At 64.6% G+C, this 15,661-nt stretch carries 16 protein-coding genes; 10 read left to right on the forward strand and 6 right to left on the reverse strand.

Annotated elements, in window-relative coordinates; genetic code table 11:
* Window positions 1-92 precede the first annotated feature (92 nt).
* From ACYJ11_RS09970 to ACYJ11_RS09980, 3 genes are read left to right on the forward strand one after another with little or no spacing between them, the layout of a single operon-like run.
* Window positions 93-980: a ubiquinol-cytochrome c reductase iron-sulfur subunit gene (locus ACYJ11_RS09970; protein WP_461647658.1), complete on the forward strand. Its 888-nt coding sequence runs from the start codon at window positions 93-95 to the stop codon at window positions 978-980.
* Between the two features lie 46 nt (window positions 981-1,026).
* Window positions 1,027-1,941 carry a cation diffusion facilitator family transporter gene (locus tag ACYJ11_RS09975; protein WP_461647659.1) on the forward strand — a complete coding sequence of 305 codons (915 nt, stop codon included), beginning with the start codon at window positions 1,027-1,029 and terminating at the stop codon, window positions 1,939-1,941.
* A gap of 33 nt (window positions 1,942-1,974) precedes the next feature.
* Window positions 1,975-2,361, forward strand: a complete 387-nt coding sequence (locus ACYJ11_RS09980) for a DoxX family protein (RefSeq protein ID WP_170098382.1) — start codon at window positions 1,975-1,977, stop codon at window positions 2,359-2,361.
* Window positions 2,362-2,404: 43 nt separating this feature from the next.
* Here ACYJ11_RS09980 and ACYJ11_RS09985 read toward each other — a convergent pair whose 3' ends face one another.
* Together ACYJ11_RS09985 and deoC are read right to left on the reverse strand one after the other, a co-directional pair.
* A complete protein-coding gene (locus ACYJ11_RS09985; RefSeq protein WP_461647660.1) occupies window positions 2,405-3,688 on the reverse strand; it encodes a tRNA (N(6)-L-threonylcarbamoyladenosine(37)-C(2))-methylthiotransferase in 1,284 nt (427 codons plus the stop codon).
* 50 nt (window positions 3,689-3,738) lie between these two features.
* The gene (gene deoC / locus ACYJ11_RS09990) at window positions 3,739-4,434 is read right to left on the reverse strand and encodes a deoxyribose-phosphate aldolase (protein WP_005535869.1); all 696 of its coding nucleotides are present in this window, start codon (window positions 4,432-4,434) and stop codon (window positions 3,739-3,741) included.
* A 153-nt stretch (window positions 4,435-4,587) separates the two neighbouring features.
* Here deoC and ACYJ11_RS09995 point away from each other — a divergent pair, with 153 nt between their 5' ends.
* A complete protein-coding gene (locus tag ACYJ11_RS09995; RefSeq protein WP_461647661.1) occupies window positions 4,588-5,424 on the forward strand; it encodes a DUF63 family protein in 837 nt (278 codons plus the stop codon).
* 8 nt (window positions 5,425-5,432) lie between these two features.
* Here ACYJ11_RS09995 and ACYJ11_RS10000 read toward each other — a convergent pair whose 3' ends face one another.
* The gene (locus tag ACYJ11_RS10000) at window positions 5,433-5,846 is read right to left on the reverse strand and encodes a hypothetical protein (RefSeq protein ID WP_461647662.1); all 414 of its coding nucleotides are present in this window, start codon (window positions 5,844-5,846) and stop codon (window positions 5,433-5,435) included.
* A 241-nt stretch (window positions 5,847-6,087) separates the two neighbouring features.
* Between ACYJ11_RS10000 and ACYJ11_RS10005 the strand changes: the two genes are divergently transcribed.
* The gene (locus tag ACYJ11_RS10005; RefSeq protein WP_461647663.1) at window positions 6,088-6,597 is read left to right on the forward strand and encodes a hypothetical protein; all 510 of its coding nucleotides are present in this window, start codon (window positions 6,088-6,090) and stop codon (window positions 6,595-6,597) included.
* A gap of 1 nt (window position 6,598) precedes the next feature.
* On the opposite strand, the gene ACYJ11_RS10010 is transcribed toward ACYJ11_RS10005, so the two are convergent.
* Entirely contained in the window at window positions 6,599-6,820 is a 222-nt protein-coding gene (locus ACYJ11_RS10010; RefSeq protein WP_005535862.1) for a hypothetical protein, read from the reverse strand.
* An 86-nt stretch (window positions 6,821-6,906) separates the two neighbouring features.
* On the opposite strand from ACYJ11_RS10010, the gene ACYJ11_RS10015 reads away from it, so the two are divergent.
* Both ACYJ11_RS10015 and ACYJ11_RS10020 read left to right on the forward strand, forming a co-directional pair.
* Window positions 6,907-7,632, forward strand: coding sequence for a nucleoside phosphorylase (locus ACYJ11_RS10015; RefSeq protein ID WP_170098375.1), 726 nt, complete (start codon window positions 6,907-6,909; stop codon window positions 7,630-7,632).
* Window positions 7,633-7,747: 115 nt separating this feature from the next.
* Window positions 7,748-9,262, forward strand: a complete 1,515-nt coding sequence (locus tag ACYJ11_RS10020) for an HPP family protein (RefSeq protein WP_461647664.1) — start codon at window positions 7,748-7,750, stop codon at window positions 9,260-9,262.
* On the opposite strand, the gene ACYJ11_RS10025 is transcribed toward ACYJ11_RS10020, so the two are convergent.
* On the reverse strand, window positions 9,259-10,467 hold the full coding sequence (locus ACYJ11_RS10025) for an NAD-binding protein (protein ID WP_461647665.1): 1,209 nt from the start codon (window positions 10,465-10,467) through the stop codon (window positions 9,259-9,261). The genes ACYJ11_RS10020 and ACYJ11_RS10025 overlap by 4 nt on opposite strands.
* Window positions 10,468-10,496: 29 nt before the next feature.
* On the opposite strand from ACYJ11_RS10025, the gene ACYJ11_RS10030 reads away from it, so the two are divergent.
* The 3 genes from ACYJ11_RS10030 to ACYJ11_RS10040 all read left to right on the forward strand — a co-directional run bounded on the left by ACYJ11_RS10030 (window position 10,497) and on the right by ACYJ11_RS10040 (window position 13,964).
* Window positions 10,497-11,777 (forward strand): potassium channel family protein, encoded by a 1,281-nt coding sequence (locus ACYJ11_RS10030; protein WP_461647666.1) that lies wholly within the window; start codon window positions 10,497-10,499, stop codon window positions 11,775-11,777.
* Entirely contained in the window at window positions 11,774-13,564 is a 1,791-nt protein-coding gene (locus ACYJ11_RS10035; RefSeq protein WP_461647667.1) for a cation:proton antiporter regulatory subunit, read from the forward strand. The genes ACYJ11_RS10030 and ACYJ11_RS10035 overlap by 4 nt, the downstream gene beginning before the upstream one ends.
* Before the next feature lie 121 nt (window positions 13,565-13,685).
* Window positions 13,686-13,964 (forward strand): ubiquitin-like small modifier protein 1, encoded by a 279-nt coding sequence (locus ACYJ11_RS10040; RefSeq protein WP_461647668.1) that lies wholly within the window; start codon window positions 13,686-13,688, stop codon window positions 13,962-13,964.
* 18 nt (window positions 13,965-13,982) lie between these two features.
* Here the strand turns inward: ACYJ11_RS10040 and ACYJ11_RS10045 are convergent, their stop codons facing one another.
* On the reverse strand, window positions 13,983-15,638 hold the full coding sequence (locus ACYJ11_RS10045; protein WP_461647669.1) for a histidine kinase N-terminal 7TM domain-containing protein: 1,656 nt from the start codon (window positions 15,636-15,638) through the stop codon (window positions 13,983-13,985).
* Between the last annotated feature and the right edge of the window lie 23 nt (window positions 15,639-15,661).

Raw genomic sequence — 15,661 nt, forward strand, 5'->3', positions numbered from 1 at the left:
CCGGTGGAACTGTGGTAAAACAGCCGATTTCCGGTGGCTGAAAAGCATCGGGTGGGCCTTTTTCAGTGGCCGTCAAACCGTCGTATGGTCCCATGACCCAAGAAGGCCCTCCAAATCACGGCCAGCGTGATAAGTACCCGGCTCCATCCGGTCGCCGCCGCTTCGTCAAAGGACTGGTCGGCGCCAGTGCGCTGTCGGGGATGACAACCGTCGGTGGCCTCGCAGTCGACGCAACGACCGACCAAGGCGGCGTCGGTGGCGGTACCGTGTCCTATGTCGGCATCCGGAACATCGCTGGCCCGGCGAACCGACCGATGCCGATCGTCCCGCTGGAGATATCCGATGGCGCACTCCGCGGCATCTGGCCGTCCGTCTCAGAAGAGACAGCGGGCGGTGATACCTTCCGTATCGCCAAGGGCGAACTGGGAGGTCTGACGTACTCCCAGCAGTGGTTCCAGTACTGCGGGCTCGAAGTCGCCGCGGGACTCGAACCAGACCCCGAGCGCGATGGGTTCCTCAGGTCGAAGGCGACGTATGACTGGCAATCACAGTTGAACGACGGGGATAAACTCCGTGTCAAGCACTTCGAGGACTACAAGTCGTGGGGAAACGACATCGGTAGCGACGGTCTCGGCAAGCCAGCGGTCGCGACCTGGCGCTCACAGGCCGAGGACGTCAAGGAGATTCAGATTCAGGTACTCCGGACACCCTCGGTCTCGAAGATGGCCGCCGGTGAAGACAAGTACGCCGACCTCGCCGGTGAGATACGTGAATTCATAGACGCGGCCACCGCCGAGGATTTCATCGCATGGGTGAACCGCTGTACGCACCTCTGCTGTAACCCCGGGTACAAAAAGACGCCTGGAAGCGCGAAGTTCGAAGCCGCCGACAAGGTGTACTGTAACTGCCACCAGTCGGTGTATGATCCGTTCTCACCAACGAAGGCAACCTTCGCGTCCCGGCCTCGGCCACAGGGATAGGTCAGTGTCGAAGCGGCTTTGACGGCGGCCCGACAACGGGGGAGCAATGTCACGCCGCGCGACGCTCAGGCGGGTCGGCCTGCTCGTTCTCGGCGTCAACCTTCTCCTCGTGCTGCTGAAAGCCGGCGTCTGGCTCACCACCGGGAGCTTCGCCGTCCAGTCTGAGGCGATCAACAGCGCCGCCGACACCGCCTATTCGCTGGTCATCGTTGCCGGGCTGTATCTGACGACCCGCCCGCCGGACTTCGAGCACCCCCACGGCCACGAGCGCATCGAGCCGTTCGTCTCGCTGTTCGTCGCCGCGGGTATCTTCGCCGCCGGCGGGTTCGTCCTCTGGAACGCCGGGACTGCCCTGTTGACCGGGGACGTCTCGGTGACACAGGGGCCAGCCGCTGTACTCGTACTCGTGTTCTCGGCCGTCGCGAAGTACGCCCTCTATCGCTACTGTCTCCGCGCGGGTACGGACCGGAACTCCCCGGCGCTCATTGCGACGGCGAAGGACAACCGCAACGACATCCTCACCGCTGGAGCGGCGCTGGTCGGTGTCGCCGGTGCAATGGCCGGCTATCCCATCGCCGACCCGCTGGCCGCACTCGTCGTCGCCGTCGGCATCATCTACACCGGCATCGAGGTCGTCCAGGAAAACGTCACGTATCTCGTCGGCGGCGCACCGCCGGAAGACCTCCGGCGCGAAATCCTCCGCCGCGCGCTCGACCACGCGAAGGTCAGCGGCGCACACGACGTCATCGCTCACTACGTCGGTCCCGAAATCGACGTGAGCCTCCACATCGAGGTGGAGGGCGACCTGACGCTGTTCGAGGCCCACGACATCGAGACGGCGGTCATCAAATCCATCGAGGAACTTCCGGAGGTCGACGACGCGTTCATCCACGTCGACCCGAAGGAACTGGGGGAGTGGAAAGACGACGAAGAAGTAGAGCGGCTTGCCGATCTGGAGTGACGTTTTAGTAGCTTCCGTGCCATGCCGTAGCATATGGGTGACGACTCATCACGTAGCTGGCTCGCGCTTGGACGACTGTTGTTCGGTCTCGGTCTGGCTCTGCAGGCCACCGAGGACTTCCGCGACATGGAAGACGCCATCGAGTACGCCGAGTCCGCGGGCGTCCCCGCGCCGGACCTGCTGGCCCCGCTGGCCTCAGGAATGATGCTGGTCGGCGGGCTGGGGACGGCGTTCTGGCGGCTCCCCCGGATTTCGACCGGTGCGGTCGCCACGTTTCTGGCCGTCGTCACGCCGACGATGCACGACTTCTGGAACGCCGACCCGGACGACCGGGGCGGCGAGCGCTTGGCCTTCTTCGGGAACCTCGCGATGTTCGGCGCAGCGGTCACGTTCCTTCGCGAAGCCTATCGCGGCGACTGATTGTCCAATCGATTCCGACTGAAAATTTGCGACGGCGGCCCGCTCAGTCCGCGACCTGCGCCCGCTCGATTGGCTCGCCGAAGGCGTACACGGTGTTGTGGCTCGTGATCTCCACCTCGACCGTGTCACCGATTTCGAGGCCGCGCTCCTGTGCGTCGGCGATGACGACCTGCCGGTAGGCCTCGTCGTAGCCCACCAGCGACTCGTCGGTCCCGTCCTCGACGAGCAGGACCGAAGACGTGCGGCCCACCATCTCCTCGTAAGCCTCGGCCATCAGTTCCATCTTCGCCTCGCTCATCTCCTTCGAGCGGTCCTTCTTCGTCTGGCCGCCCAGCCCTTTCATGTCGGCCGCGTCGGTACCGGGCCGCTTCGAGAAGCGCGTGACGTTGATTTTCTCGGGGCGGGTCTCGCGCAGCAGCGCCATCGACTGCTCGTGATCGGCCGGCTCCTCGGTCGGGAAGCCGACGATGAAGTCCGTCGATAGCGTCCAGTAGTCTAGGTGATCGTCCAGCGTCTCGACGACCTCAAGATACTCCGAAACGGCGTGCTGGCGGCGCATATCTGCCAGCACGTCGTCGCTGCCGGACTGGACGGGTGCGTGGATGAAGTTGTACAGTTTGTCGTGCTCGGCGAACACCGCCGCGAGTTCGTCGCGGACGCCGTGGAGGCCCTTCGGGTTCGCCATGCCGACACGCACCCGGAACTCGCCGTCGATGTCGGAGCAGATGCGGTCGAGTAGCTCCGGCAGGAGGCTCGTCCCCTGGTTCGTATCCCAGCCGTAGACGCCCGTGTCTTGGCCTGTGATGCGGATTTCCTTCGCGCCGGCGTGGACGAGCGCGCGAGCCTTCTCGACGTTTTCCTCGACCGAGGGTGATTCGATCCGCCCGGTCGCCTGCTTGGTGATGCAGTACGAGCAGTCCGACATACAGCCCCGGGCGATGGGGAGGATGCCGACGACGCCGTTGAGCACTGTTCCAGTGTCCGGCGTGATTGTCGGGCACTCGCCGTTGAGGACGTACTGCGGGACGTCGTCCCAGTGGAGCACCTCGGCGTCGATGTCGGCGCTCTGGAACTCCTCGCCCTGTGCGAGCGCCATACAGCCCGTGATGACGAGGTCGGCCGGCGTTTCCTTGTCGAGTTCTTTGGCCCGTGCGAGCATGTTGCGTTCGGTCTTCTCAAGCACCGTGCAGGTGTTGAGTATCGCCACGTCGGCGGACTCCGGGCCGTCGGCGGGGTGGTGCCCGCCCTCCCGGAGCGCCTGCTCGATCTGCTGGGTCTCACCTCTGTTCGAGGTGCACCCGTACGTCTCGATGTGATACCGGGCCATTCATCCAGACACTATCGCCAGGACGGCAAAAGGGCGACGGATTGGACCGGTCAGTAGCCGTTATCTGTATCCGCGTCGTCCCGATCTGTCTCCGGTTCGGTTGGAGTCTCGCCTTCCGTCGCGGCCTGCCACTCCCGAACGATGGTATCGCCGCTCGACGCACCGATCCGCTCGGCTCCAGCCTCGAACATCGCCTCGGCGTCGGCCCACGACCCAACGCCGCCGCTGGCTTTCACCGGGAGGTACTTGCTGAGTATCTCTACGTCGTGGACCGTCGCGCCGCCCTCGCTGAACCCCGTCGCCGTCTTGAGGTACGCGGCGTCGGCGTCTGCGACGATCTGTCCGACCCGTTCGAGTTCGTCGTCGGAGAGCAGCGGCGCTTCGACGATGACCTTCACGGGAACTGGAACGCTGGCGACGACTTCGGTGATGTGGTCCCGGACGGCGTCGTCCTCCCCGGCCTTGAGCAAGCCTACGTTGCACACCATATCCAGTTCGTCGGCTCCGGCATCCCAGGCCAGCTTGGCCGCTTGACAGACGCTGTCGGTCTGCCCCTGGCCGTGGGGAAAGTCGATGACCGCCGTGAGCGGGACGTTCGCGTACTCCGTCGCCAGCGGGAGGTAACACGGTGGAATGCACGCCCGCATCCCGTACTGCAGCGCCTCGTCGAGGCAGGCTCGTACGTCGTCCGGTGTCGTCGTCGGTCCGAGGACCGTATGTTCGATGCGGTCTGGTATATCGTCCATACCGCGGGGTGACACGCGGTGCCTACGTAAAGACGGCGGGCGGCAAGCGGTAGGTGCTACTGGCTCCCTGTCCGACGGTCGCCGCTCGTGCTGATGTGCCCTCCGTCGGTCTCGTTCGGAAGGTTTTCCCTCGTAGGCGTCGGCGTGAGGGACATGGTACTGCCTTCGGGGTTAGCGCTCCCGCCGCTTGAGTACACTGTGGCGCTGCTTGCGGGCACACTCGTGGTGACAGCGCTGTTGTACGCCCTCGAACCACCGGTCGACCAGCGGACCGTGGTCGCCCTGACGCCGTGGATGGCACTTGGCGGCGCGCTCCACGCGTTCCACCAGCCGCCGATTGCAGCGTACAGGCCCGTGGTCGCACCGCTGTTCGGCGCACCGGCAGTGTACCTGACGACGTTCGTCACGCTGGGCGTCGTCTGGATCACGCTGACGCTGTTCAGCGTCCGGCGCGGCCACAGCGAGACGATATCGCGCAATCTGGGGTACATCGGCATCGGACTCCTGACCGTGTTGCTCGTCATCGCCGTCGTGATGGCACTGGAATCCGGCCTACTGGGGCTCATCTGGCCGACCGTCGCCGTCGTCGTCGCAATCGTCGTGACTGCCGTGACGGTGCTTGCGGTCGCGCTGTGGCGGACCCCGGTCGTCGTCCGGATGCGCTATGCGGCTCCGACGGTCGTGTTCGCGCATATGCTCGACGGCGTCTCGACGGCGGTCGGCGCTGACGTTATCGGCATCACGGAGCGAACGCCGATACCGGCCCGTATCATGGAGTTCGCCGGCACGCTCCCGACAGCGCCGTATCTCGGCAAAGGCTGGCTGTTCGTGTTCGTCAAACTGCTCGTGGCGATTGCGGTCGTCTTCCTGCTCGATGACTATCTTGAAGAAGACCCCGCGGAAGCCAGCCTGCTACTCGCCCTCGTGACTGCTGTCGGCATCGGCCCGGCCACGAACAACATCGTCCTGTTCCTGTTCAGCCCGGTCTGAAGGTGGCGTTATTCTGCCACCGAATCGCTGAATCGCTCCTGTCGTTCCTGCTCGAGCCGCTGACACCCGAACACTAGCGAATCCGGCACGTCCGTCGCGTTGGACTGTAGCGATTCGAGCACGATTGCCACCTCTTCGAACCGCGGTCCGCGACCGGCGACCAGTGGCTCTGTATCCCACGTAATGAACTCGTGGTCGGACAGCATCGGCAGGTGACAGTGGTACAGTCTCTGTCGAAGGACCGTCGGGTCGCGCGGGATGTTAGGGTTTACGGCACTTTCGGGGAGTGGGACTGTCTCGTCGGGGTGGGCGTCCGACAACGAGAGAATGAGCTGTCGCCGCGGCTCGGCCGTAACGGCCTTGAAAACATCGTCCCAGCGTTTGATCACCTGCTTTCCGTTCTGGTAGCGCTGCTGTGTCATGATATAACTTGTGTCACTTTTCTACACGACTACATATATATCATCGTGGTGTACTATATTGAGTGAATCGACTGCTGAGGGCGGTATCTGGGTATACCGAGACGCCACAGTTGCGGACGCTGAAACAGGCCTGCTGGCACTCGGTGAGGCATACTGACCAAAATCCTGACAGTAGGCTGTCCTAGCCACAGATCCCGCATTTAGAGCGGTCGTCGGTTTGCCGTTCTGGTCTCATGACACAATGCTCATTGGCACTGCGAACGAGGGACGATACGTGCTTGACTACCCCATCGCGCAGTGGGCGTTCGTCTGTGTCGTCGCCGGTGCGGTCGTCGGTCTGTTGTTGAATATCCCGATGGTGACACAGGATCAGGGGTATCTGCCGGCACACGTCGCCGCGGCCGGCCTCACTCGCGCCGACCCGGCCGCAGTGAGCCGCCCCCTCGCTGTCGCTGTCCACCACGGCACTGCCCTCGTCGCGGCGCTGCTGTACGGCGCGGTCGTCGCTGGCCTCTCGTTTGTGCTCCCGACGGCGGTCTCGCTCAACGGTGTCCCGCTGATACCCCATATCGTCGGTATTGCCGGCATCTCCGCGTTCATTTACTACTTCTTCGCTCGGATCGCCATGCCTCGCTTCGGCGGTAGCGTCCGGGCCGACGCTGACGAGATCATCCGACAGTGGGCACTCACGGCGTTCATCTTCGGGACGGCGCTCGCGCTGTTCGTCCCGGTGCTCGTCACCTGGCTGTAGGCTACGTATCCTCGACCCGCTTCGAGAGGTTTCTGTAGGCCCCGAGATACAGGAAGACGCTGGCGAGCAGCGCGAACGGGACGACGAGGGTCCACGAGGGGCCGTCCGGCGTTCCCGCGCCGACGGTGTAGCCGGTCAGCAGTCCGAGGACGACTCCGGCGGCGAGAGCGATACCCGCCGGCCCTCGCATCCGCCTGTCGAACAGCGAGATATCGTCTGCCATACGTCCTCTCTCGCGGCCGTCCTACCTCACTGTTGTGACCGACGGGAATCCACTGACTACTAAATAGTTCCGTGCGACTGGCCTGTATGGCGAAACAACCGCATCTACTCGTCGAACCGGGTGACCTGACAGACATCGCGCTCGTGCCGGGCGACCCCGGCCGCGTCGACCGCATCGCCGGTCTCTGTGACGACCACGAGGTCGTCGCGGAGAACCGCGAGTACAAACTCGTCAACGCGACCTACGACGGCCGCGAACTGACGATCTGTTCGACCGGAATCGGGTCGCCGTCGACGGCCATCGCCGTTGAGGAACTGGAGGCGGTCGGCGTCGAGACGCTCATCCGCGTCGGAACGACTGGCGCGCTTCAGGAAGGCATCGAAATCGGGGACATGGTCGTCGCCAACGGCGCGGCCAAGGACGAGGGAACGTCCCAGCGCTACGAATCCAAGTCCGTCCCGGCCGTCCCCGACTACGACGTGCTCTCGTCGCTGGTCGACGCCGCTGAGGCGAACGACGAGGACGTTCATGTTGGTCCCATCGCCACGGACGACGCCTTCTACGCCGAGACGGACGAATACATCAACGACTGGGAGGCCGCTGGCCTGCTGGCCGTCGAGATGGAGGCCGCCGCGCTGTTCTCCCTGTGTCGCCGCAAGGGCCTGCGCTCGGGCGCTATCTGTACCGTCGACGGGAACCTCGTCGAAGGGACACAGAAGGGCGAAACCGAGGACGAGGAACTCCCCGAGAAAGCCAAGAACAACGTCGAGCGCGCCATCGAAATCAGTCTGACGGCGGCTGCGTCGCTGTAACTGTCGGAACTGCTGGATTCTGCGAGCGCTGTCGGGGCTATCGGACCCGCATGAGCGGCCGACCGCGCCGCTTTCCGGCGGAGGGCTTAACAGACGTTCTCCCGTGGGAAACTGTATGCTCGACCAGTTCCGGAAACGCTTCCGCGCGGCGGTCAGACGGCTCCGGCGGGTTGAGCGCCGTGAACTACAGGACTTCAGACGATGGGCCGAGGTGACCGAAAACCTCGTCCACCTCTCTATGCTGGTGTTCGTCCCGCTGGCTATCGTGCTGGTGACGACGCTGGCGAACGCCGTCCCACAACTGAGTTTCCTGCTGTTTCCGCCGCTCGCTGCGGGGTCGTACACGCTGTTCGTCGACCCGACGAGCAAGTACTCCGACCCGAAGCGGTTCGTCGCGGGACTCACTATCGGCGCGGTCTGTGGGCTGGGGGCGCTTGCTGTCTCGAACAGCTATCTCACAGCCGCGGGCGGACAGTTCGGCGTCAACGCGCTCGGTGCTGGCCTTGCCGTTTTCGCGACTGGCGTCGTCACCTGGCCGCTGGACATCGAGGAGCCGTCGTCGTACTCTACCGCCCTGCTGGCGCTGCTGGTCGAACCGAACCAGCGGGCGACGTTCGTTGCCAGCATCTTCCTCGCCAGTACACTCGTGGCAGTCCTCTTTGTCATCTGGCGCGAGCAGTTCTACGAGCAGCGAGCGACGTACCTGTACGAGTCGATGTCCGGTGACGACCACGTTCTCGTCCCGATGCGTGGCGACTCCGCGGGCCAGACAGCGATGTTGGGCGCACGACTCGCGGCCGCCCACGAGGCCGGCAAAGTCGTCCTGCTGGACGTGGTTTCGGACAGCGATACCGCCACGGCCCGGCAAGCCCTCACGCGGGACACAATACAAATGGACATCCGGTCGGAGAGCGGGTCGGACTCACCATCGGCCCGGACCCGCCTCGCCGGGGATGGCGGTGACCCGGCCACTGCGGGGATGTCGCCCGACAAGACCGACCTCGAAGCGGAAGTCGACTGGCTGGAGACCCACGCCGATCGGATCGAGACGCGAACGGGCGTCTCCTGTCAGGTCGTCGTCGCGAGCGACGATGGCTCGCCGGCCAAGACGACGCTGCAAACCGCGGACGAAACTAACTGCGATCTCATCGTCGCACCCTACGAGAGCCAGCACGGGGCGCTGACGCCGTATCTACAGCGGCTGTTTCGCAGTAAGAGCGACATCGTCGTCCATCGGTCCCGGAGCGACCGGACCCGCTGGAAACAGGTAATCGTGCCAGTGCGGTCTGTCAGTGACGTGGCCCACAACATGGTCGACTTCGCCACGCGACTGGCCGGTCGGAGCGGGCGGGTCGCCGTCGCGACCTGTATCGGCTCCCGCGGGGATCGCCGCCGGGCTGAAGAGATGCTCGCGGACCTCATCGAACCGTACGAGGGCGCGTTCGAGACGAGGGTTCCACGGACAAGTATCCAGACGTTTCTGTCCGATACTGCATCGCAATACGACCTCGTCATGATCGGAGCAAGCCGTGACCGGAGCAAGGCGTCGCGGTTCATCTCCCCGCCGACGTTCGAACGGCTGGAGGACGTGGAGACGGACATCGCTATCGTCGACCGCGGCCGGCCCTAGATATCTGCGTCGTCCTCGTCGTTCACGTCGAGCAGGTGGTCGGCAATATTCTCCATCCCCTTCCGACCCAGTGCCGACTGAACGATGAGGTGGCCACCGAGCACTGCCGGGCTGATGACTGTGTCCGCGCCCGCTCGGCGGAGCTTCTCGATGTTCTCGCGGTCGGTTGCCCCGGCGACGATGTTTACCTCCGGATTAAGTGTCTGTGCCGTCAGTACCGCCAGCGCGTCCTGTGCGTCGTCGTTCGTCGCTGCGACGACCGCCGCGGCTTCTTCGATACCGGCCCGTTGCATCGGCTCTTCGTCGCTCGGGTCCGCGGTCAGAACGGCGATGTCCTGTTGTTGGAGCCGTGTGGCCGTCTCCGTGTCCGGCGTGATGACCACGAAATCGATTGCGCCGGTCAGTTCTTCGATAATCGGTTCCGTCAGGTCGCCGTGGCCGAGTACCAGTACGTGGTTCTCGAGCAAGTCCAGTTGTGCGTCAGTCATATTTCCGAGTGCCTCCGAAAGCCGCTTCTCGATTGCCGGGCCCAGCAGCGACCCCAGCGCGATGGCGAAACTGGCTGTTCCGAGGACGACCACCGACATCCCGAACAGTTTCGCCTGCTGGCTCTGTGGGGTCACGTCGCCGTACCCGACGGTACTGGCCGTGACCAGCGTGTAGTAGAACGCGTCGGTCGCCGTCGACAGATTGGTGAATTCATCGCGCAGGGCGTACGAACCCGCCGTTCCGTACATAAGCGAACCGAGGAGTGCCGCGCCAGCGGCCAGTTGCGCCGTCGAGAGGTCGACCGCCCGGTCGAACCGCCGTCGGTTCAGCAACATTGCCGGGAGCGAAATCAGCGAGAGCACGACAAGCGGAATCGACACCGCCGAACTCGGCACGGGGCCAATAAACGGAAGCGTTACCGCCGAGTTCTGCACCAGCCCCTGAATCGCCGCCACAGGAAGTAAGACGATGGTCGCGTACCACGCGATTCGCAGGCGACGTCGGAGTCCGACGACGCTGACGAGTAGCGTGAATCCCGTGAGTGCACCGGTGAACCCGGCGGTGCGCTGGATGCTTCGCGGAATGAGGTCCCCGAGCGGCCCGCTGATCGACACGGCACTGATGTTGACCACACCGGTGATGAACGACAGCACTGCCACCAGCACCGGCAGGATGATGGTCGCGCGTGCCCCCAGCCAGTCCCGCGGTCTGTCCATACCCATCCAGATTACAGCGGTCGGTGTAAATGTACTGTCCGCGGGCCGGAAGCGATTTACTACCGGCCATGCAGGATGTGGACATGGCTTCGCTCCCGGTCGAGGTGTTGATGGGGATCTATCTGGGGCTGTTGGTGGGAGTGATACCGGCGCTCGTATCGTGGGCGCTGGGGTTTACTTTCAAGTACTTTACTGGTATTACCGTGCCAGGGTTCGGTGTTGTCGTGCTGGCAATCGCGCTTGCCGGCGTCAGCGGCGGCCTCATGGCACTGGCGGATAAGTCGATTACGCAGGCACCAAACGCCGAACGAATAATTACTGCAATCATCCTCGTTGGGATGGTGTCGCTGTACGCTCACAGCAAGGGCGACCAACTCGGGGCAAACTTCCCGAAACGACTCTCCTTGCAGGGGTTGCGCGAGAAGAAACTCTCCGCCGACGTGGTCGAATTCGTCGGCGGCCGCGACGAGGTCCGTATTCGTATCGTCGGCGACGTGGCCGACATGGAGGGGTATCCGCCACTTTCGGAGCCGCTCCGGGCCGAAATCCGCAACGAGGACTGGCGGTTCCCGGCCGACCTCCGTATCGGCGAACTCGAACGCCGGATGGAGGAGCGACTGAAATCGGCGTTCGACCTCGGCGATGCCGCCGTCTCGATAGACGAACAGGGGCGGGCGACGGTCGTCGCCGCGCCGCCGTTTTCGGGTCTGTCCAAGCGCGTAGGCGACAATCGCCACGCCGTTTCTGTCGAGGCGCTGTTGCCGACCGGACTGGCCCGCAACGACGAGGTGACAGTACTGACTGAGGACGCACAGGCTCGGGGGACTGTCGTCAGTGCCCGGTCGGACCCAGTGGCAGATGAGACGCCCGCCGAGACACCGACGGAACCGGAGATCGCCGACGCCGAGGCACCCCCGACGCCGGTCCAGGCACCGACGACCGACGGCGGTGAGGGCCGACTTACCGTCGCCGTGACTCGGACGGATGTCCAACCACTCTTGCGCTCAGCCCGGCCAAAGGTCGTGGTCGAACCCCGCGGGACACACCGGGAGTACGAACTGGTCTCCCTCCTCCGGCGGGCCGGGAGCCGGTTTCGCCGTCTCACGGTTCGCGCCGACGGCCCGCTCGACGGGACGACGCTCCGGGACGCTTCCGTTCGAGAGGTCTACGACGTTGCTATCGTCGCTATCAGGACGCCGGACGGCTGGCAGGTCGCGCCGCGTGGCGACGGGGCCGTCGAAGCCGGCGACGAACTGTACGCGATTGGCCGCCGCACCGACCTCGATGCCTTCGTGGAGGCGGTCGCATGACGCCGCTCGGCCCGACACTGCTTGCACAGATCGGCGCAAACCTGCAACTGGGTACGGTGTCACGGACGCTTGTCGAGGGCGTTGTCAGGCTCCTCGCTATTACGGTCCTCGCCGCGACGCCAGCGGGCGCGATCGCTGTCTTCTACCGCTGGTACGTCCGTGAACGCATTCAGACCGGGCTGGCACTCCTGTTTGGGCTGACTGCGGTCGTCCTCGTTATCGGCGCGACAACCGCGCTCAGTGAGGTCATCCTCGGCGACGACGACGTGCTGGCGGCCAGTGCGGTCCTGTTGAATCTCGCCGCGTTCCTCGCCGGCGGTGTCGGGGCCTACAGCGGAATGCGCATCGGGGACCGGCTGGGCGTTGACCTCTTTGCCGCAACCGGGGGCCGAAACATCGACGCCGACGTGAGCGAGATTGTCCAGACCGTCGGCCGCGTCACGTCCGTTCGCCTCCCGGAAGACATCGACGACATCATCGGCTACGATCCGATGCCCGAGGAGACGAAAGAAACGCTCGCTGACCGCCGTTTTCTCTTCCCTCGGCGGCTGACGAAAGACGAACTCCGCGACCGTCTGGTTGGCCGGCTCAAGACCGACTACGGCGTCGGCCACGTCGACGTCGAACTGGCCGACGACGGCACCGTCGAGTATCTCGCCATCGGCTCGCGGGCGGCCGGTATTGGCCCGACGCTGCCGCCCTCGACGAACGCCGTTGCCATCCAGGCCGACCCGGCCCATGCCGCGAGCGCTGGCGATCTGGTTCAGGTCTGGGACCAAGCGCCGTCGAAACGCGTGCTCACCGGCGAGCTCCGCGGCGTCGCCGACGACGTGGTGACGGTCGCTATCGACGCCTCCGACACGCCGAAACTCGATCCACAAACGCAGTACAAGCTCGTCACGCTCCCGGTACAGGACCGCTCCGACCGGGAATTCGCCTCGCTGCTCCGGGCGGCCGACGAGACGATGGGCACGGCCACCGTCGAAGCAGGGAGCACGCTCGACGGCGCACCGGTCGGTAGTCTGGCGGTCTCAGTGGTCGCGATTACCCGCGACGACACAGCGCCGGAGACGATCCCGTCCCGCGAGCGCGTCCTCGCGGTCGGTGACACGATCTACGCAATCGCTACCCCGGACGCGCTGCGGCGGCTGGAGGAAGCCACGGAAGGGACAGGCGAACCGGCCCCCACGGCGGCTGTGACGGACGCGCCGGAAGACGACACTGCTGACAAAGACGCTCAGCCAGGCGCGTCTGGCGCTGTTGACCGGTCCGAGCAGACTGACGGACCGGAACCGACAGCGTCCGACGCGACCGACGACGGTGCTACGAACGTCGGCGGAGCCGAGACTGCTGCCGATGACACGACCGACGCCGACACGGACACAACCACGGCTGACACCGCCACTGCTGACGAGCCAGCAGACACCACTGTCGAGGATGAAGCGGCTGATACTGGCCTCGCCGACGTTGGCGCTGACGAGCGGACAACCGAGACCGGTGACGAATCTCCCGATGACGACCCGCTGGAGGCACTCCGGAACGCCGACGTAGAGGACGCAAGCGACGATCTGGCGGCTGATGAAGCGTTCGACGACCTCCCGTCGGACAACGGCGACGACACCGTCGAGGTGTGGGACCCGGAAGAGCGGATCGGCGAGGCTGACGGCGAGTCTACTGCCGACGACGCCGACGACAGCGACTCGACGGACTCTGAAGCGCCGACCGAGGACGGCGACGGCGCAGACGACGAACCGGCCGCTGGTGACGATTCAGAGAAACCAAACTGAGAGGCAGGTCTCGTTACTGCCAGATGCACGCCGTCGCAGGCTGCCCTTCTCCCGTTCGTCTGAACGGACCGGTCACGCTATCGTCCGGAACCCTCTTTTGCCGGACGCCCGGAATACGGATATGGAGTGGAAACTGTTCGCACACCTCCGGGACGCGGCCGACGGCCAGTCGGTCAGCGTCGATATCGAGGGGAACGCCACGGTCGAGACGGCGCTCGATGCGCTGCTCGCCTCTCGACCGGCGCTCGCCGAGGAGGTGCTCGACGAGAACGAGGAGTTGGCCGACCACATCCGGGTGCTCGTCAACGGCGAGGACCCGTTCGCCGCCGCCGATGGGCTGGCGACAGCAGTCGACGAGGAGACGGAACTCGCGTTGTTCCCGCCGGTCAGCGGCGGGTAATACGGACTGGTGGCCGGATCAGTTCTCCAGCGGTCCCGCCACCGTCACGTTCGAGATGACGATACGAACGCCGTCCTGATATTCGGTATCGAGCGTCACGTCCCACCCGTGGGTCCGGGCGAGCATCCGCAGGTTCGGGAGCGTCATCCCGGCTTCGGCGTCCGGCATCGCGCCGCCGTACTCGAAAAAGGCCTCAGCCGCCGTCTCGCCCGCCGGGGTCCCGTCGTCAGTGATGACGATTTCGTCGGCCTCCCGGGACACCGTGATCGTCGACGCGTCGTTGTGTGCCGCGAACGTGAACCCGCTCTCGAAGAGGTCCCGCAAGCGTGTCGGGTCGGCGATGACCTGTCCCTCCACGTCGACCGCCATGGTGAGACCGTCAGTGTCGGCACGGTCCCAGGCTCCTTCGATGACGGGCTGGAGGTCGACAGGCATCGTTTCGTCGATTGTCTGCCCATGTCGAGCCAGCGTCGCGAGTCCGTCGACGATTTCGGACATGCGGTCGGCCGTCTCGGACGTCGACTGGAGGGATTCTTTCGCTAAGTCGACGTTCCCACGGTCCAGCGCGTCACCGGCGGCGGAGACGCGGCCGGTGATTATCTGGAGCGTGTTCAGCAGTTCGTGTCTGATTGCAGTGGCGAACCCCTCTAACTGCTCGTTCTGTCGGTCGAGTTCGCGACGGCGCCGCTCGCTTTCGGTCACGTCAGTGAACACGAGTATCCGACCGATATCGACCTGTCCCAGCGAAAACGAGGTGTCGCTGACGAGGTAGTACTCCGTCCCGTTGTCCCGGTTCCGTTCGAGAATCTGCTCGTCCGTTTGCAGGACCTCCGAAACGGCCGGCAACACTGTCTCAAGCTGTTGTCCGCGGCTCCCGGACAGGGTCGGAAAGAGCCGCTGTGCTTTACCGTTGGACTCCTTGATGTGGTGCCCGTCGTCGAGATATACAACAGCATCATCGACGCCGTCGGTCAACTGCACGGCGAGAAACGCCTCGTCGTACACGTAGAGGACGCCGAACGCGAACAGTGCGACGCCGAGCGGCTCGTGGTTGATGTCGAGCAGGATATCGCTGACGTACCCGACGATATCGAGGACCGCTGGGATCGCCGTGATCCCGACGAGAACGCCGAGCGGACGGGTGTCGTAGTCCGCTTCGAGGAACAACTCGAACAGCATGAAAAAGCCGACAGTGACGAGTGCGTAGGAGAGCCCCGTCACAACCCAGTGAAACACGCCGTGTGTGATCGCCAGATGCGGGAACGGGTCGGCAATGAACTGCGTGGCGAAGTAGAGGCCGTGAAACGGGTTTGTCAGCTTTATCATGACGATACCGAGATACGTGCCCACAGCGACCGCACGGTACAGTCGGTTCCGGTGGAATGCCCGCCCGGTGTACGCCGAACAGAAGTACAGCCACGCGCCGACTGTTGCGAGACCGACGATGAGGCTGCCAAGGTAGAACGCGTATCCAAGCGTCCCAGGCGTGATCAGGAAGCCGAGTTCCAGCGCCGCCCAGCCGCCGCTACAGAGCAGGAGTCCGACCATCCCGCGGCGGGTATCGGGGTCTTCCATGCGAGTCGCTCTGTAGAGCCCGACACCGCACCCGACTGCCGCGAGGCCGTACGCCGCGACGTACGCGAGAAATGCCGGCTGGCTCCCGATCAGATTCATCTACCGACGGTATGGCGAGTATT

Source organism: Haloarcula sp. H-GB5 (assembly GCF_054850705.1).